We start from the raw sequence: 22,286 nt of genomic DNA, 5'->3' as shown, positions 1-22,286 counted from the left end.
GAGCTCCTGATCGGTCTCGAGGCGATCTCCGAGGCCGACGAGCGCGGCATGCGGACCGTGATGTGCATCCTCAACGGCCAGCTCCGGCCGGTGTCGGTGCGCGATCGCTCCATCGCCAGCGAGGTCCAGGCGGCGGAGAAGGCGGATCGCTCCAACCCGGGACACGTGGCCGCACCGTTCGCAGGCACCGTCACCGTCACCGTTGCCGAAGGTGACGAGGTGGCCGCCGGCGACACGATCGCCACCATCGAGGCGATGAAGATGGAGGCGTCGATCACCGCCCCCGTCGCGGGCACGGTCGCGCGGGTGACGCTGCAGCGTCCGCAGCAGGTCGAGGGCGGCGACCTCCTGGTGGTCGTTGGCTGACCGGACAGTAGAACGAGATGTGGCCCCGCACCGAAAGGTGCGGGGCCACAGTCTGTTCAGTGCCGATGTCCCACGTACGCGGGTGTCACCTGGTCGTCGGAGTCGCTAGGACAACTCACGCCGCAGAAGATCGGCCCCAGCGGCGAGCGCGACCATCTTGTCTCGTGCGACGCGTCGGCCCAGTGGCGCCATACCGCAATTGGTACTGGGGTAGAGCTTGTCTGCGGCGACGAACGGGAGCACGCGGCGAAGGGTTGCCGCTACCTCCACGGGAGTCTCGATGGTGTTGCTTGCAACGTCGATCGCTCCCAACATCACCTTCTTGCCCCGAAGCAGTTCGATCAGGTCGACGGGCACCCGCGAGTTGTGGCTCTCCAGCGAGACCATGTCGATAGAAGACTGCTGCAACAGCGGGAACGACTCCTCGTACTGGCGCCACTCTGCTCCGAGCGTCGCCTTCCAGTCGGTGTTGGCCTTGATGCCGTAGCCGTAGCAGATGTGAACGACGGTCTCGCAGCTCAGTCCTTCGGTCGCACGCTCGAGCGCCGCGACGCCCCAGTCCTTCAGTTCGTCGAAGAACACGTTGAACGCGGGCTCGTCGATCTGGATGATGTCGACGCCGGCCGCTTCCAGGTCCTTTGCTTCTTGGTTCAGGATGGTGGCGAACTCCCATGCGAGCTTTTCGCGGCTCTTGTAGTGGGCGTCGCAGAGCGTGTCGATCATTGTCATGGGACCGGGCAGGGCCCATTTGATCGGCTGGTCGGTCGCTGTTCGAAGACGCGCCGCATCCGCTGCGAACACCGGCTTTTCGCGGCTCACCGCGCCGACAACCGTCGGGACGCTCGCGTCGTAGCGGTTTCGAATTCGAACGGTCTCGCGCCGGTCGAAGTCGACGCCGGTGAGGTGCTCGATGAAGGTGGTCACGAAGTGCTGACGCGTCTGTTCACCGTCACTGACGATGTCGAGTCCGGCACGAAGCTGATCGTGTGCCGCGAGCGTCTGGGCGTCGAGCTTCCCTTCGCGCAGTTCGTCGTCGCGCAACCTCCACGGCGACCAGAGCTTCTCTGGCTCCGCAAGCCACGAGGGCTTCGGCAGACTACCGACGATCGAGGTGGGCAGGAGTGTGTTCATCTCGGGGTACCTTTCGGTCTCGCACGGTCAGGCGGATTGCTTTGTGGCCCACCGTTCGATAACGGCGCCATACGGTTTCATCAGATTCGCCTCGGTGAACTTCCCCTGTGTGGTCGCGAGCTGAGTGCGCTCGACACGGTCGTAGCTCACCTGCGGAAGCGAATAGTTGCCGTTGTCCAGACTCGGCTGGTACACGTCGGACGCCGCAGTGTTCGCGTTGTAGATCTCGGGACGATAGATCTTCTGAAATGTCTCCATCGTCGCGATCGTTCCCGCGAGTGCGAGGAACGAATAGTCGTTGAGCAGGTCACCGCGGTGGTAGAAGGCCAACGGAGCGACGGACCCCTGAGGCATGAAATAGCGAACGCTGAGCCCCATCTTCCCGAAGTACTCATCGGTGAGCGATTTCTCGTCTGCCACATACTCCACCCCGAGAATCGGGTGGAAGTTCGTGAGCCGGGTGTACGTCCTGGACGTCGACACGCTGATGCAGATCACCGGTGGCTGCGAGAACCGTTCCCGATACTCGTCCGACTCGAGAAAACGCTGAAAGACCTGCCCGTGCAGATCGCCGAAGTCACTGGGGATTCCCGTCGCCTGGTGCCCCGGGAGTCGAACGCTGAAATCGTAGTCGCGAATGTACGAGGAGAAGTTGTTTCCGACGATGCCCTCCGTGCGGGCGCCTGTGGTGCTGTCGACGATGTCGACGTCGAGCACCTCGATCACCGGGAACGCCGCGTCATCCCCGACTGACGCGAGATGCAGGTCCACCGAGACGATGTCGAGTTCGAGTGCGTACCGGTCGCCACGCGGGTTGTCCCAGTGCACCAACTCGTTGACGCGGGTGTTCATCATCGTTACCGCGTTGCGCAGGTTCTGGCGACGATTCTCACCGCGTGCGAGATTCGCGAAGTTCGTCGTGCTGCGCGAGTTGGTCGACGGGGTGTAGTCCTCGTCGAAGCGCGTCGTGTCGATTCTGAAAACACAGTCGTTCGTCATGCTGATCAGGTGCCCCATTCACGTGCGTGAGTGCAGAGACGAGCGCGTCACTGCACGATTCACTGCCTGAGATTTCGCAGCACTCAGGGCCGAATACCGATGGTCCAGGGCCGAGTTTTTCAGGCCGAGAACACCCGGTAGGCGATTATCCGAAGTGGCGTGGAAGTCAGTGTAAGTAGACCCGAAGCCATAGGCTAATTGCCAAATTTGATGGCTGGGCATAGCCGCCGCCTATGTCAGTAGATCGACTCCGAACCCCGAAACGACGTCGCGCATCTCCGCTACGAATCGCTGAGCCTGGGCGGTCAAGGACACCGCGGCATGGCCGATCCAACCGATCTCGATGCGCTCGTCGACGTCGAGCGGCACAGCGACGATGGACGGATCGAGATCGTCCGAGACGATGCCGGTGGAGATTGTGTATCCGCCCAGACCGATCATGAGGTTGAAGATGGTCGCTCGATCGCTCACCCGGATGTCCTGCTTCGACGACCGGGTGGAGAGGATCTCTTCGGCAAGGTAGAAGGAGTTGTTCACGCCCTGGTCGAACGTGAGCCGGGGCAGGTCTTCGAGATCGGTCAGCGTCACACTCTTTCGCCCTGCGAGAGGGTTCGTGCGGGCGATGAAGATATGTGGCGACGCCAGAAACAGCGGCGTGAAGACCAACCCTGCTTCGCGAATCAGCTTGTTGATCACGTTCGCGTTGAACTCGTTGCGATAGAGCACACCGAGTTCGCTTCGCAGCGTGCGAACGTCCTCGATGATGTCCCAGGTGCGGGTCTCTCGAAGACTGAACGAATACTCCGCGGCTTCGGACGCTTTCACCATGCGGGCGAAGGCGTCGACGACGAACGAATAGTGCTGAGTGGACACGGCCAGGAGCCGACGTGAGGGCCCGCGGCCGAGATACCGCTGTTCCAGAAGTTCCGCTTGTTCGACAACCTGGCGCGCGTAGCCGAGAAACTCCGCCCCGTCCTCGGTGAGGGTCACCCCGCGGGTCGAGCGGACGAAGAGTGTATGTCCCACGCGACTTTCGAGGTCTTTCAGCGCGGACGACATGGTCGGTTGCGCGACATACAGCAAGTCCGCCGCGGCGCTGATGGATCCTTCGGCGGCCACCTCCACGAAGTACCGCAACTGCTGAAGGGTGATTCCCCGCACCGATCCGGCGAAGTCCCGTGCCATGGCACGAACCTATCGCACCTGTACACCCCGCCGCCGCTGCGGATGACCAGTGTGCGAGGGCTTGAGTCCTTCGCATGGTGAACTCGGACCGGCGTGTGGTGTCTACCGCGCCCCGGCTCGGATGGCCCGGCGGTAGCTGACCTGTGGGATCCCGTCCTCGATCGTGACCTGCGCCCGCACCTGGTAGACATGCTCGACCAGCTCCTCGGTGACCACTTCCGCCGGTGTGCCCATCGCAACGATGGACCCGCGCGCGAGCACCACGACCCGATCGCAGAACATGGCAGCCAGGTTCAGGTCGTGCAGCGCAATGTAACTCGTCATCGGCAGCTCTGACACCAGCGCGAGCAGGTCGAGTTGGTGCGAGATGTCGAGGTGGTTGGTCGGCTCGTCGAGCAGCAGCTCGTCCGGCTCTTGCGCCAGGGCCCGCGCGATCTGGACGCGTTGCCGTTCACCACCCGACAACGTGTGCCACCGCCGGTGCCGGTGGTCCAGCATTCCGGTGTGATGGAGAGCCATCTCGATGGCGGCGTCGTCCACCGCGTCGTCGCCGCCGAACGCTCCCCGGTGCGGGATCCGCCCGAGGCGGACGACGTCCAGGACGGAGATGTCCACCTCGGTGTCGGCGTGTTGCTCGACGGTCGCGACGCGTCGCGCGATCTGACGGCGGCGCATGGACCGGATGTCGGTCCCGTCGAGCAGCACCTGGCCCGTGTCGGGCGTGTGGACTCCGGCGAGGACTCCGAGCAGGGACGACTTCCCGGATCCGTTCGGGCCGAGAAGTCCGATGGTCTCGCCCTGCGTCGGCTCGACCGTGACTCCATCGAGGGCGAGATGTCCGCCTCGGCTCCAGCCGATGTGCTTGGCGTGCAGGGGCATCAGCCGGTCCTCCGCATCCGGAACAGAATCAGAGCGAACGCGGGAACGCCGATCAGCGCGGTGACGACACCCACCGGAATCTCCTGCGGGGCGAACAGGGTTCGGGCGACCGCATCCACCCAGACCATGAAGATCGCCCCGACGAGGGCGGTCGCCGGAAGGAGTCGGCTGTGCCGCGGACCGACGAGGAAGCGTGCCGCGTGCGGCAGCACCAGGCCGACGAAACCGATCGCCCCGGCCGCGCTCACCAGTGCGGCGGTGATCAGCGCGGTCACCGTCAGCAACATGATCCGGACCTTCCGCACCGAGACGCCGAGCGATGCTGCGGCGGAGTTGCCGAACGTGAACGCATCGAGTGACGACGCCACCAGCAGGCACGCGACGATGCCGAACACGGTGACGGCGCCGCACAGCACGACGTCGGTCCAGTCGGCGCCGCTGAGCGAGCCGAGCAGCCAGAACAGGACGCCGCGGGTCTGCTCGGCATCGGCTGAGGACATCACGATGAACGAGGTGAGCGCGGAGAACAGTTGGGTGCCCGCGACTCCCGCGAGGATCACTTTCGCCGTCCCGCCACCCGCGCCTGCGGCGAGCGCGACGACCGCGACGAACGCCACCACCGCGCCGACGAAGGCGCCCATGGACAGCGACACCAGACCACCGCCGATGCCGAGCACCGCCACCATCACGGCACCGGTCGAGGCGCCCGAGGAGATGCCGAGCACGAACGGGTCGGCGAGAGGGTTCCGCAGCAGCGACTGCATGATCGCGCCACACAGCGCGAGGCCGGCGCCGCAGACTGCGGCGAGGAGTGTGCGGGGGAGCCTCAGCTGCCAGACGATGCCATCCTGCAGCGGGGTCAGACCGGAGGTTCCGATGCCCCAGTGTTCGAGGATCACGGCGTACACGTCACGCACCGAGAGGTTCGCCGGTCCGATCGTGACCGTGACCGCGATCGACAGCAGCAACAGGGCAAGCCCGCTGACGAGGACGCCGGCGAACAGGGACGTCGACTCGGTCCGTGGTGCCCTGGCGGGCGCGGCGCCGGACGAACCGGTCTCCGCGACCGTCGAGGTGACGGGTGCGGTCACGACTTCGGCGCGGCGAGATTCCACTGCTGCAGCGCGGCCGCCACCTTCTCCACACCGTCGACGGTGCGGATGGTGGGGTTCATGTCCGCGCCGTTGACGACGATGTACCGCTTGTCTCGCACCGCGGGCATCTGCGATGTGACCGGGTTCGACTCGAGGAACGCGATCTTGCTCTCGAGTGCGTCACCGTCGATGCTGCGGCGGCTCAGGTCGCCGAGGACCAGCGCGGTGGGATTGCGGTCCGCGACCGTCTCCCAGCTCACCTGCGGCCACTCGTCCGTGGTGTCGGCGAAGACGTTCTCCGCACCGACCGAGTTGGCGATCACGCCGGAAGAGCCGCAGCAGCCGGCGACGTACGGGGTGCTGGTGTCGGCGAACCAGAACGCCAGCGAGACGCCGGTCGCGTCCACCGACTCCGAGGCCGCCGTGTACCTGTCCTGCAATTCCGTGACGAACTCCTCGCCGCGCTCACGGACGTCGAAGATCGCCGCGAGCTCTCGGATCTCCTGATAGACGCTGTCGAGGGTGTACGGGGTGGTGCGGGCACCGTCGGCGTTCGAGGCGGAGGACACGTCGCCGCTGCAGCCGTTGTCGGTGGGGGAGAGGTAGGTCTGCAGGCCGACCTGCTCGTACTGGTCGCGGCCACCCGTGCCGCCGTCGCCGATCGACGAACCGAAGGACGCGGTCACGAAGTCCGGTTCGGCGGCCAGCACGACCTCCATCGAGGGCTTCTTGTCGGCCAGCCGCGGCACCGACTCGTTGGCGGCGGCGAGGTTCTCGCGGACCGGGTCGGTCCAGGTGGCAGTGCCGACCATTCGGTCGGCGAGGCCGAGGGAGAGCAGGATCTCGGTCGACGCCTGGTTGAGCGAGACGACACGCTCGGGTGCGGCGTCGACGGTGACGGAACGGCCACAGTTCTCGATGGTCACCGGATAGCTGCCGGTGTCGGCGGAAGGGGTGTCGGCGGACTCGGAGGTGTCGGAGGCGGAGCATCCGACGAGTGTGAGTGCCGCGGCGGAGAGGGCGGCGATACAGCGGATCGCTGACGTACGCATGACGGGGTCTTCCTGGTCCAGGGCCCGTTCGCGGGGCCGGCGGTGTACCTGACCCGATCGGACGAGCAGTCGGACTCGTGCCCCGAGGACGGGACACTCACCGTTGCGCGTCAGTTCCGGATTCGCACCGGATTCCCTCGCCGATCGGTGCCGCAGAGCGGCCGTCGCACACCGTACCCCGCCATAGGAGCGCCCGTTATGTCCAGGTCCACCCCTGTGCGTACTTCTGGTAGCTGGAACTACCAGAAGTACGCACAGGCGGCGGAGCCGCCTACCGTCCGAGGGGGCCGCGGCCGAGGCGCAGCAGCAGCATCGCGAGGGTGTGGCCCTCCTGGCCGAGCTCGCTGAACCGCTCGAGCACCTTCATCTCACGGTTGTGCACGAGGCGCGGGCCGCCGGACGCCATGCGGGTGCGGCCGATGATCTGGGAGACCTCGCTGCGCCGCTTCACCGCAGCGAGGATCTCGGCATCGAGCCGGTCGATCTCCTTGCGGAGCTCGTCGATCTCCGCCTCGCTGGTCGGCAGGTCGGCATCGTGCTGCGGGGGGAGTGCGTCACCCATCGGTTCTCCTGGTCTCGGTGTCCGGATCGTCGTCGGTCCCGCCGGTCTTGTGTCCGATCCAGGCCCTCTCACGAAGACGCCCCGGATCCGAGTTCGGACCGCGGGGCTCGTGGATGTGTCAGGCCACGGGCACCGGAGTCCGGTACCCGTAGAAAAATCGCCAGGCGAGGCGGTGGTCGGCGCTGAACACCAGCTCATTTTGCCACGCGAGGCGCCGGCGCCCGCCGAGCGGGTGGACAGGCCGCGGCCGTGCCACCTGTTGTCGGTGGACGGCGGTAGCGTAGACAGGCGATGAACACCTTTTCCGCAGCACAGCACGTCGGCATCCGCGCCGCCACGGCAGACCTCCTCGACGGATTGAATCCGCAGCAACACGAGGCCGTCGTGCACACGGGGTCGCCGCTGCTGATCGTCGCAGGCGCCGGCTCCGGCAAGACCGCCGTCCTCACCAGGAGGATCGCCTACCTGCTCGCGGAACGGGACGTGAACCCCGGCCAGGTGCTCGCCATCACCTTCACGAACAAGGCTGCGGCCGAGATGCGGGAACGCGTCGCGCAGCTCGTCGGGCCCCGTGCCAACAGCATGTGGGTGTCGACCTTCCATTCGACCTGCGTCCGGATCCTGCGCATGCAGGCGGCACTGTTGCCCGGCCTCAACTCGAACTTCACCATCTACGACGCCGACGACTCGCGCCGACTGCTGACGATGATCTCGAAGGACCTCGAGATCGACCAGAAGAAGTACTCGGCGCGGCTGCTCGCCACCAACATCTCCAACCTCAAGAACGAGCTGATCGGGCCGGAGGAGGCGGCCGCGAACGCCGACCGCGAAACCAACGAGGTGGTCCGGCTCGTCGCGCAGGTGTACGGGCACTACCAGGCACGGCTGCGGGCGGCGAACGCCCTCGACTTCGACGACCTCATCGGCGAGACCGTTGCCCTGCTGCAGCAGCACCCGCAGGTCGCCGAGTACTACCGGCGCCGGTTCCGGCACGTCCTCGTCGACGAGTACCAGGACACCAACCACGCCCAGTACGTGCTGGTCAACACCCTCGTCGGTCAGGAGGGTGACGCGGTCCCGCCGTCGGAACTGTGCGTCGTCGGTGACGCCGACCAGTCCATCTACGCGTTCCGCGGGGCGACGATCCGCAACATCGAGGAGTTCGAGCGCGACTACCCGCAGGCCCGCACCATCCTGCTCGAACAGAACTACCGCTCGACGCAGAACATCCTGTCCGCGGCGAACTCGGTGATCTCCCGGAACACCGGCCGGCGGGACAAGAAGCTGTGGACCGCGTCGGGCGAGGGCGACCTCATCGTCGGGTACGTCGCCGACAACGAGCACGACGAGGCGTCGTTCGTCGCGTCGGAGATCGACCGGCTCGTCGACGCGGGCGACGCCAAGTTCGGTGACGTCGCCGTCTTCTATCGGACGAACAACTCGTCCCGTGCCCTCGAAGAGGTGTTCATCCGTCTCGGCCTGCCGTACAAGGTGGTCGGTGGTGTTCGCTTCTACGAGCGCAAGGAGGTGCGCGACATCGTCGCGTACCTGCGGGTGCTGGCGAACCCCGACGACACAGTGAGCCTGCGTCGAATCCTCAACACGCCCCGCCGGGGTATCGGCGATCGCGCCGAGGCGTGCGTGGCGGTGCACGCCGAGCAGCGCGGCATCGGGTTCGCCTCCGCCCTCCGCGACGCCGCCGACGGCAAGGTGGCGCTCCTGAACACGCGGTCGCAGAACGCGATCGCCGCGTTCACCGAGATGATGGACGAGCTGCGTGGCGGCATGCAGCCCGACGACACGGGTCTGATCGACATCGGCGACGTCGTCGAAGCCGTCCTCGACCGGACCCGATACCGCGCCGAGCTGGAGGCGAGCAGCGACCCGCAGGACGGCGCCCGTCTCGACAACCTCAACGAGCTCGTCAGCGTCGCACGCGAATTCAGCTCCGACGCTCGCAACGCGGCGGGCATCGAGGACGAGGTGGACGAGGCGCTCGAGGGTGCCCTCGCCGCGGCGGGGGAGGACGATCCGGCGCTCGGCGACGGCGAACCCGACCCCGGCTCGCTCGCCGCGTTCCTCGAACGAGTGTCCCTCGTCGCCGACTCGGACCAGTTGCCGGACAACGGCGACGGCGTCGTCACACTCATGACGCTCCACACGGCGAAGGGCCTGGAGTTCCCCGTCGTGTTCGTCACCGGCTGGGAGGACGGGCAGTTCCCGCACATGCGGGCGCTCGGCGATCCGGCGGAACTGTCGGAGGAGCGTCGGCTGGCGTACGTCGGCATCACCCGTGCCCGGCAGCGGCTTTACGTGACGCGCGCCGTGCTGCGGTCCGCGTGGGGGCAGCCGATCACCAACCCGGAATCCCGTTTCCTGCAGGAAATTCCGCAGCACCTCGTCGACTGGCGTCGCGAGGATCCCGGACCGGGCATGGGCGGCGCGATCGGCGGAGGACGGTTCCGCGGCGGCCAGGGCTACGGCGGTGGCTACGGCAGCGGCGGGTTCCGGGATCGGGACAAGGCGGAATCCGCCCCGAGCTTCGGCGCCGCCCGTCCGCGCAACAACCACCTCGTCCTCGCCGTCGGAGACCGCGTCAGTCACGACAAGTACGGTCTCGGCACGGTGCTGGAGACGAAGGGCGCCGGCACCACGGCGACGGTCACCGTCGACTTCGGATCGGCGGGCAAGGTGCGCCTGATGCTCATCGGCGGCGTCCCCATGGTCAAGCTCTGACCCCAGCCCCGTCGCTGGCTGAACGTGGCGTTCGTTCGCCTGATCGAGGTGAATGTGGCGTTCAGCCGGTGGGGGTGCCGCCGCTGTTGCCTGGCTGAACGTGGCGTTCGTTCGCTTCATCGAGGTGAATGTGGCGTTCAGCCAGTGGGGGTTGCTGTCGCGGGGGTCAGGCGCGGACATGGACGTCGGGGCGAGGTCGCGACGCCGCGAGGGCGTAGTGCGCCCGCAGTTCCGACAGCACGTGCCCCGGCTCCTCGGCCAGTTGCCGCGGGATCACCGAGTAGACGACTATTCCGTGGCTCTGCAGGCGCGCGCGCCGCTTGACCGTCGCGGCGTAGTCGTCTGCCCGCAGATGCCAGTTCAGCGAATCGATCTCCCAGGCCAACGCGACGTCGTCGAACCAGCCGTCGGGGCGGGCGATGAACCGACCGTCGGCGTCGTGGACCGACGGGTTGAACTGCATGTCGGGCAGCCCCGACTCCGCGGCGACCTCGCGCGCCTGCGCCTCCGCAGCCGAATGCACGTTCGCGGCCACCTCTTCGAGCACGATTCGTGGCAACGCGGATCCCCGTCGGCTACCGGCCTCGAGCTCACGGGACAGTGCGATCGGCTCGACCCGCTCGCGTTGCACCACCTCCGACACCAGGGCGCGCACCGCGTCCAACGAGCGCAGACGCCGTGCGGCATCGAGAGTCGCCCGCGCCAGAGGTGCGCATCGGAAGTCATTGCGGTGCACAGGTTCCGGATGTCGTGAGGTCCGTTCCACCAGGACGAACCTCGTCGACAGTCGTTGCCGTCGTTCGGGGACGAGCACGTGGACGTCGCCCGGCGGTCCGGCACCGAGCCCGTGCTCGTACAGGGCCGCCCGGCCGGTGAGCAGGGAGTCGGGGCCGCAGTAGAGCAACGCGGCTGCCGCGCGCTGATGAGGCGTTGGCCGGCCGTTGTGCATGAGAACGATGCCGGGTAGCAGGCGTTGCCACGGTCCGTCGGGGGTGCAGCGTTGCGAGATCGCCGACCCCGAGATCCCCTCGGCACCGAGGTCCGCCACTCGGACCACCCCGTGCGGGCTCGCTCGCCTGATCTCGTCGAGCCGCGTTGCCCAGTCACCTCGTCGCATGCCCGGATCGTGCCGGACGTGGCCCACCCACCCGCCTGTTCGGAGGGCAGTTCTGCCCGTGCCTGTGGACAACTTTCCGTTTGTGGATGAACGGCTGAAAGTGCCGTTCGTGCGCATCACCGAGATGAATGTGGCCTTCAGTCGAAGACCGAGGCGTATGGGCTGAATGTGGCGTTCGTGCGCGTGAACGAGATGAAAGCCACGTTCAGCCAAACAGGGGGAGTCCGGGGGTCCGGGGGCAGCCGCCGGGGGCGCGGCGGACGAGGGTCAGCCGCCGGGGGTGACGATGCCGTGGTCGAAGGCGTAGACGATGGCGGCGGCGCGGTCGCGGAGATCGAGCTTGACGAAGATGTGTCCCACATGCGATTTCACGGTCACCTCGGAGATGCCGAGGTCCCCCGCGATCTCCGTGTTGGACCGGCCGCGACCGATGAGGGCCAGCACCTCCGCCTCCCTCGCCGTCAACTCCGACGTCCGCCCGGCGCCGTTGTGGACCGGGGCCGCCGCACGGTAGGTGCTGAGCACGCGCCCGGTCACCGCCGGGTCCAGCCACGACCCGCCCGCCGCGACCGTCCGCACCCCGCGGATGAGTTCCTCGGCGGGGGAGTCCTTCAGGATGAATCCGGCCGCCCCCGCCCGCAACGCCCCCGACAGCAGTTCGTCGTCGTCGAAGGTGGTGAGTACCAGCACCGGAGGGTGCGCGTCGTCGCCGCGCAGTTCGCGGGTGGCGGTGATGCCGTCCATCCGTTTCATCCGTAGGTCCATCAGGACCACGTCCGGTGTGTGCTCACGTACCGCAGCCCGCACTTCCGAGCCGTCCGCACATTCGCCGGCGATGACGAAACCGTCCTTACGGCGCAGGATCCGTCGCAGTCCCGACCGCACCAGTTCCTGGTCGTCGACGAGCAGTACCCGAACATCCGTCGTCATGTCGTCCTCGGCACCTTGCGGATCAGGCCGAGTGCACAACTGCTGCCGGGCAACGGTATTCGGGCGTGTACCCGCCACCCACCGGGTGACGGTCCGGCCTGCAGATCGCCGCCCAGCAGCGCGACCCGTTCCCGCATCCCCCGCAAGCCGCTTCCGGTGGCCCGTTCGGGTGACGCCGCGCGACCGCGGACGGGGTTGCGGACGTCGACGGTGACGGTGTCGTAGTCGATCGACACCAGGACGTCGGCACCGAGCCCTGGAGCGTGTTTGACGACGTTGGCGAGCGATTCCTGCGAGATCCGGTAGATGCCGAGTCCGGTGGCGGCGGTGATCGACGACGGGTCGCCGCGCAGTTCGTAGCGGACCGGCAGCCCGGCTCGGCAGTAGTCCTCGACGAGGTCGGGGACGTCGCCGATGCCCGGTTCCGGCCGGGCGCCGGGGGATCCGGCGCCGAGCAGGCCGACGGTACGACGGATGTCGGCCATCGCCTGCCTGCCGAGCCGTTCCGCGTCGGTGAGCGCGTCGATCGCCTCGTCCACGTCCCGGTCCTGCTCCAGTTCGCGCCGCGCGGCCGTCAGGTGCAGCAGGGTGACGCTGAGCGAGTGCGCGATCACGTCGTGCACCTCCCGCGCGATGCGCTGCCGTTCGGCGATCGCGGACTGTTCCGACTGGACGACGCGGGCCTGCCGCTCCTGCTGCAGCAGCCGCAGCTGGATCTGCATGAGGCGGCCGATGACCCAACCCAGGCCGATGGCGAGGACATACCAGGCTGCGGAGCCGTCGAGACGACCGGCGGCGGCGAACACGAGAGGGACCGCCATCGCGACGCCCGTCAACGTCAGGCTGACCGCGAGACCGGACGTCGCGGCGACCTCGCCGGCCATCATCGCCAGCAGCAGCGGCGCGAGGTCGAACTCCGTCGGGGGTGGATCCAGCATCAGTAGGACGGTCGCGAGGATCACCACGGCGCACAGCAGCGGCCGGGGGACGAGCGCGCCGGGACGGACGACGTCGGCGACCATCGGGGCGATCGCGACGACGGCACCGACGAGCAGTGGCCATCCGGGTGGAATCAACGCATCGCGTTGCGCCACGGCGATCACCGCGATCACCCCCGTGGCGATGTGTGCGAACACAGGGACCGACAACGGGTAGTCGTACCCGCTGGCGGCGAGTCGTTGCCTGAAGAACCGCGTGATCGGCACAGGCTCAGGGTAGGCGTGCCCCGGTACCCGCGCATCCACCCGACAGCGGACACGGTCTCCTACCGGGGTAGGAGACGAAGTCCCTCCCGTGGCACGGCGACTGCGCGTCTCCGCGTTCGTAGCGTTTATCTCAGGTGATTCGCCGACGAGATGCCCTGGGGGTGACGAGATGTCCTGGTCCGAGTTCCGAGCGCGACGACAGGTGCTCGAGGACGTGCTGTCCCGAGCCGAGACCGACCCGATGGTGGTGCGCAGGCTCGCCGACGTGCCGGGCGCGCGCCGCCACTTCTCCTCGCCCGACGAGATACTCCTCGCCCTGCAACACCGGTGGAGCGAACATCTCGCGGCACTGCTCGACCAGGCCGTGGAGGACGGCACCGCCCCCCGCGACGCCTGGCTGCACCTGGCGGCGGAGCAGCCTGCCCTGCGTGCCGCGCTGGACGCCGGCGCCGAGGTGTCCGCCGCGCTGCGCCGTCAGCAGGCCGGCGAACAGGCGATGGCCGACGCCCACCTGACGGGCCGCGCGACGGCAGCGGTGCGCGCATGAATGCGGGGGACGTGACCGTCGAACTCGTCGACGTGGTCCGCGAGTACCGGATCGGCGGCCAGTCCGTGCGTGCGCTCGACGGGGTGGGGCTGACGCTCGCCGCGGGGGAGTTCGTGTCGATCGTCGGGCCGTCGGGTGCGGGCAAGAGCACCCTGCTGCACCTGCTGGGCGCCCTCGACCGTCCGGACAGCGGGTCGATCCGGTTCCGTGGCACCGAGATCTCCGGCCTCGACGACGGCGCCCAGGCCGAGTTCCGTTTGCGGCAGGTCGGTTTCGTGTTCCAGTTCTTCAACCTGATCCCGACGATGTCGGCGTGGGGGAACGTGGCGGTGCCGCGACTGCTGGCGGGGCAGCGTCTCGGGCAGGCGAAAGCGGACGCGCTGACCCTGCTGGACAGGGTCGGGCTCGCCGCGAGGGCGGAACACCGGCCGTCGGAACTGTCGGGCGGGCAGATGCAGCGCGTCGCGGTGGCGCGGGCACTGATCATGGATCCGGTGCTGGTGCTCGCGGACGAGCCGACCGGCAACCTCGACAGCGCGACCGGTGCGTCGGTGCTGGAGTTGCTCGCCGACGTCGCCCACGAGCCGGGCCGCGGCCGGACGGTGGTGATGGTGACCCACGACCAGGACGCGGCGGAAAGCACGGACCGGGTGATCGGGCTGCGCGACGGGACGGTCGGGGAGGATCGGGCAGCGGTGGCCGTCGGTGGTCCGCGGTGAGGGCTGCACTGTCGCGAGTACGGGTGCTCAACCTGCGTGAGATGCGGGTGCATCCGGGCCGCACGGTGATGACGGTGTCGGTCGTCGCGACGGCAGCGTGCCTGCTGGTCGCGGTGTTCGGCATCGCCGGGTCCGTCACCGGGTCCGCGGACCGGCTCGTGTCGGGGATCGGCGGCAATGCTGATCTCGAGGTCTCCGGCGTCACCGACAGCGGTTTCGACGAATCGCTCGTGCCGGTCGTCGCGGGGGTGCCGGGCGTGGCGACGGCGGCGCCGATGCTGCGGGCGACGGCCGGTCCCGATCGGACCCTGCTGCTCGGCGCGGACGCCCGGATGGCGGGTCTGGGCAGCGAGTTGCAGGGGGCCGTCGCGCCCGCGACCACGGCGCTCGCCACGACTCCGGGAGGTGTGGCGGTGGGCCCCGCGACGGGTCTGTCGGTCGGTGACCGGCTGGACCTCGGCGCGGGGACGGCGACGGTGGCCGCGGTCCTCGGTCCGGACGCCGAGCGGCTCTCCGCGGGACGGTTCGTCGTCGCTCCGCTGGCGACGGCGCAGGCACTGACCGGTCGACCCGACCGGATCGACTCGATTCTCGTGGTCGCCGCACCCGGTGTCGACGCCGCAGCACTGCGCGCCGACATCTCCGAGGCGGTGGCCGGTCGAGCGATCGTCGCCGAGCCGAGTGTGCGGGCCGCCCAGTCCGGCGGCGGGATCGCGGTGATGCGCGCCCTGACACTGTCGGCGGCGTCGGGGGCCCTGGTGGTGGCGGGCTTCCTGATCTACACCGTGACGGGGATGGCGGTCGCGGCGCGCCGGCCGACGATCTCGTTGCTGCGGGCGCTCGGCGGCAGGCAACGGATGATCGTCCGTGACCTCCTGATCGAGTCGGCACTGCTCGGCGCCGTCGCCGGATTGATCGGCAGTGCCCTCGGCGTGCTGGTGGGACGGGCCGCGATCGGTTCGCTGCCGGCGGCGCTGCTGCAGGGCTTCGAGGCCGAGACCGAGTACCTGCTGCCCGGATACGCGATTCCCGTCGCGATCGCGGCGTGCGTGGCGGCATCGGTGGCGGCCGCCGCCCTCGCGGCCCGGCAGGTGCACGCGGTGTCACCGGTCGAGGCGCTCGTTCCGCTGGAGGCGTCCGCGGCGGGCACAGTCCGTCCGTCGCTGCGGGTCGCGGCCCTCGTCGGCGGTGTCGTCGCCGCGGTGGCGGCGTTCGTCGTCGCGACCTCGGACGCCGGCCGGATGTCGGTTCTCGCGATCGCGTTGACGACGATCGCGCAGGTGCTGGTGTGCCTGGCGGCGGCGCCGTGGCTGGTGCGGGCCGCCTCGACCGTCGCGCGGGTGTTCGGTGCGCCGGGTGCGCTGGCCGCGGCGACGCTGGAGCGGGCGCCGCGCCGGGTGTGGGCGACACTGATGACGGTGCTCGTCGGCATCTCGATGACGGTCTCGACGATGGGCACCAACGCCAACGTGATCGACTCGGCCACAGCAAGTTTCGCCTCCCTCGGTGACGTCGACGCCTACGTCGGCCCGTCCGACCCGGGAGTGTTCCCGACCGCCCCGATCCTGCCGCCGGAGGTGGAGTCTGCTGTGCTCGCCGTACCCGGCGTCGCGGGAGTCGGCTCCTGGCAGATGGCATTCGCCTCCCTCGGGGACTCGCGGGTGATGCTCACCGGCATCGAGGACGGCAGCACCGCGCCGCCGGTCCGATCACTCACCGACGACACCCACGCCCGACTGCTCGCGGGCGAGGGAGTTGCCGTGTCCCGCGACGTCGCCCGCTCGCTCGGACTGCACGCCGGTGACCACGTCGATCTGCCCACACCCACCGGCGTGCACTCGGTCGAGGTACTGCAGGTGGTTCCGTTCTTCTCTGCGACCTCCGGTGTCGTCGCACTCTCGATGACGCAGTTACGGCAGTGGTACGAGCGTCCGGGGTCGACCATCCTCGGTGTCCGGTTCGAGCCGGGGGCGGACCCGGCCACGGTGCTCGCCGGACTGCGCGCGGCGGTGCCCGACGGAATGAACGTCTACTCCGGCGCCGAGAGCGTCGACGCCGTGGAGGCGTCGGTGCGCGGCGCCACGGTACTCATCGCGGCGATGGCGTGGATCGTGGTGGCCGTCGCAGCCGTGGCCCTGTTGAACACGCTGACACTGTCGGTGCTCGAGCGACGACGCGAGATCGGTGTGGTGCGCGCGATGGGGGCGTCGCGGCGGTTCGTGTCGCGGTCGGTGCTGGCGGAGGCCGCTGCGATCGGCCTCGTCGGTGGCGGGCTCGGTGCGCTGTTCGGTGCGGCGAACCAGTACGTGAACTCGCTTGCCATGACCGGTGTTCTGGGCGTGGACGTGCGGTACGACGTCGGGTCGGCCCTGCTGCTGTTCACCGCCGCCGCGACCGCGCTGGCGATGGTCGGTGCGATCGTGCCCGCGGTACAGGCGTCCCGGCGGACGGTGGTCGCGGCGATCGCCGCGGACTGAGCGGTCGTGCGGGTCAGTCGCGCTCGATGCCGAGGCTGATGCCGCGGGTGGCGAGCCACGGGATCGGATCGATCTTGTTGACGCCGCCGAGGTGGACCTCGAAGTGCAGGTGCGGGCCGGTGGAGAAGCCGCGGTTGCCCATGCGGGCGATCTGGTCGCCTGCCATGACCTGCTGTCCGACGGACACGAGCGACGAGTCGATGTGCCCGTACACGGTGACGGTGCCGTCGGCGTGCTGCAGGCGGACCCACATACCGAAGCCGGAGGCCGGGCCGGAGTCGATGACGACACCGTCGGCGACCGCGTAGATCGGCGTGCCGATCGCGTTGGCGATGTCGACGCCCGCGTGCAGCTCGCCCCAGCGGGCGCCGAAGCCGGAGGTGTAGGTGCCGAGAGCGGGCAGTGCGAACAGCGGGCGGCGGGCCGCGAGGTCGCGGGCTGCTCGCTCCTCGCTGAGTCGCTGTCCCTTCGCGAGCAGGTTCGAGAACTGGGTCAGGTCGGCGGGGTCGGCGACGCTGAGGACCTGGGGTGCCTGCGGCGAGTCCGTGGTGTTCGCGGCAAACTGCGCGGCCTGGGGCTCGGCCGTCGGCGCGATCGTGGAGGCGTCGTCGGCGGCGAGGGTGAACTCGGGTGCGGACTCCGGGCCGTCGCCTGCTGCCTGGCCCGCGGCGACGACTGCGCCTGCGGCGACCGCGACGACCGCGGCGCGGCCCTTGAGGGCGGTGGGCGGAGTGGGGATGCGGTGCGCTCCACCGCGGCGAGCGGGAGCTGCGACGTTCGCATCGTCGGACGGGAGGCGGTCCGTGGTGATCGTGTACGCGGGGTACTCGGGGAGGGCCGGGACGATCGAGGTGGGCCCGTCGTCGATCTCGCTGTAGGCGTGGCGAGTGTCGCGGTTGTTCGTATTCGGTTTGTTCATGGAGCCGTGGGTCTCGAAACGTGATGACCCGGTGTAACGCGGAGCCGAGTACTGCGGATGTGACGGTGTGCTCGCGTCGTCTTCCGCCATCCGGTCCCGGCGTCTACTCGGGTTCTGGTGGGGTGTGACGGTCTGAGCTGCGAAGTTTCCGGCATGAGAGGTGTCCGGCACTGGGACGGTGCCGTAACTGCGGGTCGTGGAGGGCGCGCGGTGTCTGGACAACCTGCCGTCCCTCCGTTCGTGACCCGTCTGTGACTTTGACTCCGGTGACGGTAACGAAACGGCCGCAACAGCCGCAACCTCTGGGTACAGGTGGCACATCAATGTGAGATGCATCACAAATGCATAACGGGCGAATCCGGCGTCAGGTGTCGTCGCCCACAACCGGGCCGGATCCCGGCTAGCGTCGAGCGCCGTGCCCACCCCACCGCGCCCGGACCTCGACGACCCGGCACCGAATCCCACCCGGCCCGCCGCGGTCGCCGTCGCCGTCGCACTCGCGGGAGCGCTGCTGCTCGTCGTGGCGCCGGTGCTCGAGATCGTGGGCCCGAACGCCGGATCCGCCGTCGGAGCAGCCCTCGTGGTGACGCTCGCGTGCTCCGCGTTGCCGTCGTTGCTCGCGCTCGCTGCGCTCGTCGGCCGCGCCGCGGCAGTCGCGGGTGCCCTCCTCGCGGGTGCGGGTGCGGCGGCACTCGGAATGGTCGTACTCGACCTCGCACTGTGGACCGACTCCATCGACGCCAACCGTCTCGACCTGTTCCGGCCGTTGACGGCCGCCCAACTCGACGCCGGTCCGGGTGCCGTCGCAGTCCTCGTCGGTCACCTGCTCGCGGTCGTCGCGGGTGTGATCGGGTTGATGTCCGTCGCCCGAGCCGCGCAGGCCGACGGCTACGGGCTCGGGGAGGACCCCGAGTTCGACGGCGCACCGGTCGCCAGGCGGATCGGAACCGTGCTCGCCGTCGGCGCGGTCGGTGCCGCGCTGCTCCTCTGCGCTGGATCGCTCGGGGCGCCGTGGGCCACGACCGATCCTCTGCTGGTCGTGCATTCGCTACTCGGGTCGAACGCACCGACGGCGATCGGCGTCGTCACCGTGGCACTCGCCGTGCTGATCGTGGTCGCCGCGGCGCTCGCCTCCGTGTCCACGTCGGTCGCGGCCGCCGCGGTCGTGGGTGCGGGGTTCGGCGCGCTCGGGTTGTTCGGTTCCCGGGTCGCGGCCGGCCTCCTCGCCGAGGGGCTGTCCGTCACGGCCGCGTCCGCGGTGTCCGCCGTTGCCGCACTCGTGCTCGTCGTGGCCGGCGCCGCGATGCCCTGGGCGGCCCGGGCGCGTGCCGCGTCCGGCCGCCCCGCCCGTGACACCCGCGCCGCCGCACGAGGTCGCGCAGGGCAGGCGCGATCGCACGCGGCGGCCGGGGTCACGTGCGTCGCGTCGGGGGTGCTCGCCGTGGCCGGGTCGCTGTTTCCCGTGCTGACCGTGCCGGATGGCGGCGACCGCCCCGACATTCTCTTCACGCGCGTCACGCTCGTCTCGGGTGCACTTCTGGTCGTGGCGGGGGCGGCGTTGCTGCTGCCCGCGTTCGCGGCCACGGTCCGCCCGGCCGTGGGTGTCCTGTGGGCGGCCCACTTCGCCGCGGTCACGGCGGTACTGCAGTCGGTGGTGGTCGCGGTCGACGTCCCCGGGGTGGGGATCGGCGCCGGGACGGTCCTGCTCGGGCTGTCCGCACTGGGCGCCGTCGCCACGGGAGCACTGTGCTGGCACGCGGGCTCGGTCGAACGCGATCTCGCGGAGGTGCCCGCCGATACGGGCCCGCGACGGGAGGTCCTGCTCGTCGGCGTCCCCGCGGCGGTGGTCTCCGCGGTGGCGCTGGCGCTGCCGCTGTACACCGGACCGGGTTATGCACCCGAAACGCTGACCGAGTGGCCGTGGGGATGGGACACGTGGGGCAGGGGAGTACTCGCGGTGACTCTCGTGGTGACGGCCGTCGTCGTGTCGCGGGCCCGTCCGGCACGCGCGGCGGTGGGGGCGGTGGGCGCCGCGATGTCGATGGGCGTATACCTGATCGGGTGGCCGCTGACCAACGGTCGGATCGCCGACTCGGCTATCGGACAGGGAACGTGGGCTGCAATCATGGGTGTGGCGCTGTTCGCGGTGACCGCCGTCGTGGCGGTTCGGCCCAGACGGCCGTGACCTGCAGGGTGCCGCATCGGAGTCCGTGACATATGCCACATAGCACCAAGGCGAGGGCTGCGTCACGGAATCAACTAGATATTGTCCCGGACGGACCCGCTCCTACCCCTCGAGCGGGCGTTAACGCAGACGAGACGGTGAGCAGATGGATCTCTTCGAATACCAGGCGAAGGAACTCTTCGCCAAGCACGATGTGCCGACGTCGGCCGGCCGTGTGACCGACACTGTCGCCGGTGCCCGCGAGATCGCCGAGGAAATCGGCAAGCCCGTGATGGTCAAGGCGCAGGTCAAGGTCGGCGGCCGCGGCAAGGCCGGCGGCGTCAAGTACGCGGCCACCGCCGATGATGCCGAGACCCACGCCGGGAACATCCTCGGCCTCGACATCAAGGGTCACGTCGTCAAGAAGCTCCTCGTCGCCGAGGCGAGCGAGATCGCGGAGGAGTACTACATCTCCTTCCTGCTGGACCGCACCAACCGCACCTACCTGGCGATGTGCTCGGTCGAGGGTGGCATGGAGATCGAAGAGGTCGCCGCCACCAAGCCGGAGCGCCTCGCGAAGATCGCCGTCGACGCCGTCAAGGGTGTCGACCTCGCGTTCGCGCGTGAGATCGCGGAGAAGGGCCACCTGCCCGCCGAGGTCCTCGACGCTGCGGCCGTGACCATCCAGAAGCTGTGGGAGGTCTTCGTCAAGGAAGACGCTCTCCTCGTGGAGGTCAACCCCCTCGTCCGCACCCCGGACGACCAGATCCTCGCCCTCGACGGCAAGGTCACCCTCGATGCCAACGCCGACTTCCGTCAGGCCGGGCACGCGGAGTTCGAGGACAAGGACGCCACGGACCCGCTCGAGCTCAAGGCCAAGGAGAACGACCTCAACTACGTCAAGCTCGACGGCGAGGTCGGCATCATCGGCAACGGCGCCGGCCTGGTCATGTCGACCCTGGACGTCGTCGCCTACGCGGGTGAGAAGCACGGCAACGTCAAGCCGGCCAACTTCCTCGACATCGGTGGTGGCGCCTCCGCAGCGGTCATGGCCGCCGGCCTCGATGTCATCCTGAACGACGCACAGGTCAAGAGCGTCTTCGTGAACGTCTTCGGCGGCATCACCGCCTGTGACGCGGTCGCCAACGGCATCGTCGGCGCACTGGAGACCCTGGGTGACGAGGCCAACAAGCCGCTCGTCGTCCGCCTCGACGGAAACAACGTCGACGAGGGCCGCCGCATCCTCGCCGAGGCCAACCACCCGCTGGTCACGGTTGTCGCCACCATGGACGAGGCCGCCGACAAGGCCGCCGAACTCGCGTTCGCCGCGAAGTAAGGGACTAGAACAATGGCTATCTTCCTCACCAAGGACTCCAAGGTCATCGTCCAGGGCATCACCGGCGGCGAGGGCACCAAGCACACCGCGCTGATGCTGAAGGCCGGCACCCAGGTCGTCGGTGGCGTCAACGCCCGCAAGGCCGGCACCACCGTGTCCCACAAGGACAAGGACGGCAACGACATCGAGCTCCCCGTCTTCGCTTCCGTCGCCGAGGCGATGGAGAAGACCGGCGCCGACGTCTCCATCGCGTTCGTGCCGCCTGCGTTCTCCAAGGACGCCATCGTCGAGGCCATCGACGCCGAGATCCCGCTCCTCGTGGTCATCACCGAGGGCATCCCGGTGCAGGACTCCGCGTACGCGTGGGCCTACAACGTCGAGAAGGGCAACAAGACCCGGATCATCGGCCCGAACTGCCCCGGCATCATCACCCCGGGCGAGGCCCTCGTCGGCATCACCCCGGCGAACATCGCGGGCAAGGGCCCGGTCGGCCTCGTGTCGAAGTCCGGCACCCTGACCTACCAGATGATGTTCGAGCTGCGTGAGTACGGCTTCTCGACCGCCATCGGCATCGGCGGCGACCCGGTCATCGGCACCACCCACATCGACGCCATCGAGGCGTTCGAGAAGGATCCCGAGACCAAGCTCATCGTCATGATCGGCGAGATCGGCGGCGACGCCGAGGAGCGCGCGGCCGACTACATCAAGGCCAACGTCACCAAGCCGGTCGTCGGCTACGTCGCGGGCTTCACCGCTCCCGAGGGCAAGACCATGGGCCACGCCGGCGCCATCGTCTCCGGCTCCTCGGGCACCGCTCAGGCGAAGAAGGACGCACTCGAGGCCGCAGGCGTCAAGGTCGGCAAGACGC

19 protein-coding genes are annotated in these 22,286 nt (G+C 68.9%); 8 read left to right on the top strand and 11 right to left on the bottom strand.

The window, feature by feature from the left end:
- Window positions 1-366, top strand: a 366-nt coding sequence (locus ACFSJG_RS01905) for a biotin/lipoyl-containing protein (RefSeq protein WP_378483505.1), incomplete at its 5' end; no start/stop codon positions are given.
- Window positions 367-471: 105 nt separating this feature from the next.
- Here the strand turns inward: ACFSJG_RS01905 and ACFSJG_RS01900 are convergent.
- From ACFSJG_RS01900 to ACFSJG_RS01870, 7 genes are all read right to left on the bottom strand, one after another.
- Complete coding sequence (locus ACFSJG_RS01900) at window positions 472-1,497, bottom strand: methionine synthase (protein WP_378483504.1); 1,026 nt, start codon at window positions 1,495-1,497, stop codon at window positions 472-474.
- 27 nt (window positions 1,498-1,524) lie between these two features.
- Complete coding sequence (locus ACFSJG_RS01895; protein WP_378483503.1) at window positions 1,525-2,496, bottom strand: putative oxygenase MesX; 972 nt, start codon at window positions 2,494-2,496, stop codon at window positions 1,525-1,527.
- Between the two features lie 231 nt (window positions 2,497-2,727).
- The gene (locus tag ACFSJG_RS01890; RefSeq protein ID WP_378483502.1) at window positions 2,728-3,681 is read right to left on the bottom strand and encodes a LysR family transcriptional regulator; all 954 of its coding nucleotides are present in this window, start codon (window positions 3,679-3,681) and stop codon (window positions 2,728-2,730) included.
- Window positions 3,682-3,783: 102 nt separating this feature from the next.
- A complete protein-coding gene (locus ACFSJG_RS01885; RefSeq protein WP_378483501.1) occupies window positions 3,784-4,560 on the bottom strand; it encodes an ABC transporter ATP-binding protein in 777 nt (258 codons plus the stop codon).
- The gene (locus tag ACFSJG_RS01880; protein ID WP_378483514.1) at window positions 4,560-5,564 is read right to left on the bottom strand and encodes a FecCD family ABC transporter permease; all 1,005 of its coding nucleotides are present in this window, start codon (window positions 5,562-5,564) and stop codon (window positions 4,560-4,562) included. Before ACFSJG_RS01880 ends, ACFSJG_RS01885 begins: the two co-directional genes overlap by 1 nt.
- A gap of 83 nt (window positions 5,565-5,647) precedes the next feature.
- Window positions 5,648-6,706, bottom strand: a complete 1,059-nt coding sequence (locus ACFSJG_RS01875) for an ABC transporter substrate-binding protein (protein WP_378483500.1) — start codon at window positions 6,704-6,706, stop codon at window positions 5,648-5,650.
- 271 nt (window positions 6,707-6,977) lie between these two features.
- On the bottom strand, window positions 6,978-7,268 hold the full coding sequence (locus ACFSJG_RS01870; RefSeq protein WP_378483499.1) for a chorismate mutase: 291 nt from the start codon (window positions 7,266-7,268) through the stop codon (window positions 6,978-6,980).
- 291 nt (window positions 7,269-7,559) lie between these two features.
- Between ACFSJG_RS01870 and ACFSJG_RS01865 the strand changes: the two genes are divergently transcribed.
- Window positions 7,560-10,004, top strand: a complete 2,445-nt coding sequence (locus tag ACFSJG_RS01865) for a UvrD-helicase domain-containing protein (protein ID WP_378483498.1) — start codon at window positions 7,560-7,562, stop codon at window positions 10,002-10,004.
- 166 nt (window positions 10,005-10,170) lie between these two features.
- On the opposite strand, the gene ACFSJG_RS01860 is transcribed toward ACFSJG_RS01865, so the two are convergent.
- From ACFSJG_RS01860 to ACFSJG_RS01850, 3 genes are all read right to left on the bottom strand, one after another.
- Entirely contained in the window at window positions 10,171-11,121 is a 951-nt protein-coding gene (locus ACFSJG_RS01860; RefSeq protein WP_378483497.1) for a hypothetical protein, read from the bottom strand.
- 267 nt (window positions 11,122-11,388) lie between these two features.
- Window positions 11,389-12,051 carry a response regulator transcription factor gene (locus ACFSJG_RS01855; protein ID WP_378483496.1) on the bottom strand — a complete coding sequence of 221 codons (663 nt, stop codon included), beginning with the start codon at window positions 12,049-12,051 and terminating at the stop codon, window positions 11,389-11,391.
- A complete protein-coding gene (locus ACFSJG_RS01850) occupies window positions 12,048-13,256 on the bottom strand; it encodes a sensor histidine kinase (RefSeq protein WP_378483495.1) in 1,209 nt (402 codons plus the stop codon). Before ACFSJG_RS01850 ends, ACFSJG_RS01855 begins: the two co-directional genes overlap by 4 nt.
- Before the next feature lie 169 nt (window positions 13,257-13,425).
- Here ACFSJG_RS01850 and ACFSJG_RS01845 point away from each other — a divergent pair, with 169 nt between their 5' ends.
- The 3 genes from ACFSJG_RS01845 to ACFSJG_RS01835 are packed head-to-tail and all read left to right on the top strand — an operon-like array spanning window position 13,426 to window position 16,999.
- Window positions 13,426-13,803 carry a hypothetical protein gene (locus tag ACFSJG_RS01845; protein WP_378483494.1) on the top strand — a complete coding sequence of 126 codons (378 nt, stop codon included), beginning with the start codon at window positions 13,426-13,428 and terminating at the stop codon, window positions 13,801-13,803.
- On the top strand, window positions 13,800-14,522 hold the full coding sequence (locus ACFSJG_RS01840) for an ABC transporter ATP-binding protein (protein ID WP_378483493.1): 723 nt from the start codon (window positions 13,800-13,802) through the stop codon (window positions 14,520-14,522). The genes ACFSJG_RS01845 and ACFSJG_RS01840 overlap by 4 nt, the downstream gene beginning before the upstream one ends.
- Window positions 14,519-16,999: an ABC transporter permease gene (locus ACFSJG_RS01835; RefSeq protein ID WP_378483492.1), complete on the top strand. Its 2,481-nt coding sequence runs from the start codon at window positions 14,519-14,521 to the stop codon at window positions 16,997-16,999. Before ACFSJG_RS01840 ends, ACFSJG_RS01835 begins: the two co-directional genes overlap by 4 nt.
- A 13-nt stretch (window positions 17,000-17,012) precedes the next feature.
- Here ACFSJG_RS01835 and ACFSJG_RS01830 read toward each other — a convergent pair whose 3' ends face one another.
- Window positions 17,013-17,918, bottom strand: coding sequence for a M23 family metallopeptidase (locus tag ACFSJG_RS01830; protein WP_378483491.1), 906 nt, complete (start codon window positions 17,916-17,918; stop codon window positions 17,013-17,015).
- 415 nt (window positions 17,919-18,333) lie between these two features.
- Here ACFSJG_RS01830 and ACFSJG_RS01825 point away from each other — a divergent pair, with 415 nt between their 5' ends.
- The 3 genes from ACFSJG_RS01825 to sucD form a co-directional block, all read left to right on the top strand.
- Entirely contained in the window at window positions 18,334-20,103 is a 1,770-nt protein-coding gene (locus ACFSJG_RS01825; RefSeq protein WP_378483490.1) for a hypothetical protein, read from the top strand.
- Window positions 20,104-20,248: 145 nt separating this feature from the next.
- Complete coding sequence (gene sucC / locus ACFSJG_RS01820; RefSeq protein WP_378483489.1) at window positions 20,249-21,418, top strand: ADP-forming succinate--CoA ligase subunit beta; 1,170 nt, start codon at window positions 20,249-20,251, stop codon at window positions 21,416-21,418.
- Between the two features lie 12 nt (window positions 21,419-21,430).
- Window positions 21,431-22,286, top strand: an 856-nt coding sequence (gene sucD, locus ACFSJG_RS01815; RefSeq protein ID WP_378483488.1) for a succinate--CoA ligase subunit alpha, incomplete at its 3' end; no start/stop codon positions are given.

Origin of the sequence: Rhodococcus gannanensis (assembly GCF_042681175.1) — a bacterium.
Lineage (GTDB): Bacteria > Actinomycetota > Actinomycetes > Mycobacteriales > Mycobacteriaceae > Rhodococcus_G > Rhodococcus_G gannanensis.
The sequence above is the reverse complement of the archived record's forward strand: the minus strand, read 5'-3'. Positions and strand labels throughout refer to the sequence as shown.

What these genes read in the sequence shown, in the direction of transcription:
- ACFSJG_RS01900 (WP_378483504.1), bottom strand. Translation starts at nt 1,497, where the DNA reads ATGAACACACTCCTGCCCACCTCGATCGTCGGTAGTCTGCCGAAGCCC.
- ACFSJG_RS01895 (WP_378483503.1), bottom strand. Translation starts at nt 2,496, where the DNA reads ATGACGAACGACTGTGTTTTCAGAATCGACACGACGCGCTTCGACGAG.
- ACFSJG_RS01890 (WP_378483502.1), bottom strand. Translation starts at nt 3,681, where the DNA reads ATGGCACGGGACTTCGCCGGATCGGTGCGGGGAATCACCCTTCAGCAG.
- ACFSJG_RS01885 (WP_378483501.1), bottom strand. Translation starts at nt 4,560, where the DNA reads ATGCCCCTGCACGCCAAGCACATCGGCTGGAGCCGAGGCGGACATCTC.
- ACFSJG_RS01875 (WP_378483500.1), bottom strand. Translation starts at nt 6,706, where the DNA reads ATGCGTACGTCAGCGATCCGCTGTATCGCCGCCCTCTCCGCCGCGGCA.
- ACFSJG_RS01870 (WP_378483499.1), bottom strand. Translation starts at nt 7,268, where the DNA reads ATGGGTGACGCACTCCCCCCGCAGCACGATGCCGACCTGCCGACCAGC.
- ACFSJG_RS01865 (WP_378483498.1), top strand. Translation starts at nt 7,560, where the DNA reads ATGAACACCTTTTCCGCAGCACAGCACGTCGGCATCCGCGCCGCCACG.
- ACFSJG_RS01860 (WP_378483497.1), bottom strand. Translation starts at nt 11,121, where the DNA reads ATGCGACGAGGTGACTGGGCAACGCGGCTCGACGAGATCAGGCGAGCG.
- ACFSJG_RS01855 (WP_378483496.1), bottom strand. Translation starts at nt 12,051, where the DNA reads ATGACGACGGATGTTCGGGTACTGCTCGTCGACGACCAGGAACTGGTG.
- ACFSJG_RS01845 (WP_378483494.1), top strand. Translation starts at nt 13,426, where the DNA reads ATGTCCTGGTCCGAGTTCCGAGCGCGACGACAGGTGCTCGAGGACGTG.
- ACFSJG_RS01840 (WP_378483493.1), top strand. Translation starts at nt 13,800, where the DNA reads ATGAATGCGGGGGACGTGACCGTCGAACTCGTCGACGTGGTCCGCGAG.
- ACFSJG_RS01830 (WP_378483491.1), bottom strand. Translation starts at nt 17,918, where the DNA reads ATGAACAAACCGAATACGAACAACCGCGACACTCGCCACGCCTACAGC.
- sucC (WP_378483489.1), top strand. Translation starts at nt 20,249, where the DNA reads ATGGATCTCTTCGAATACCAGGCGAAGGAACTCTTCGCCAAGCACGAT.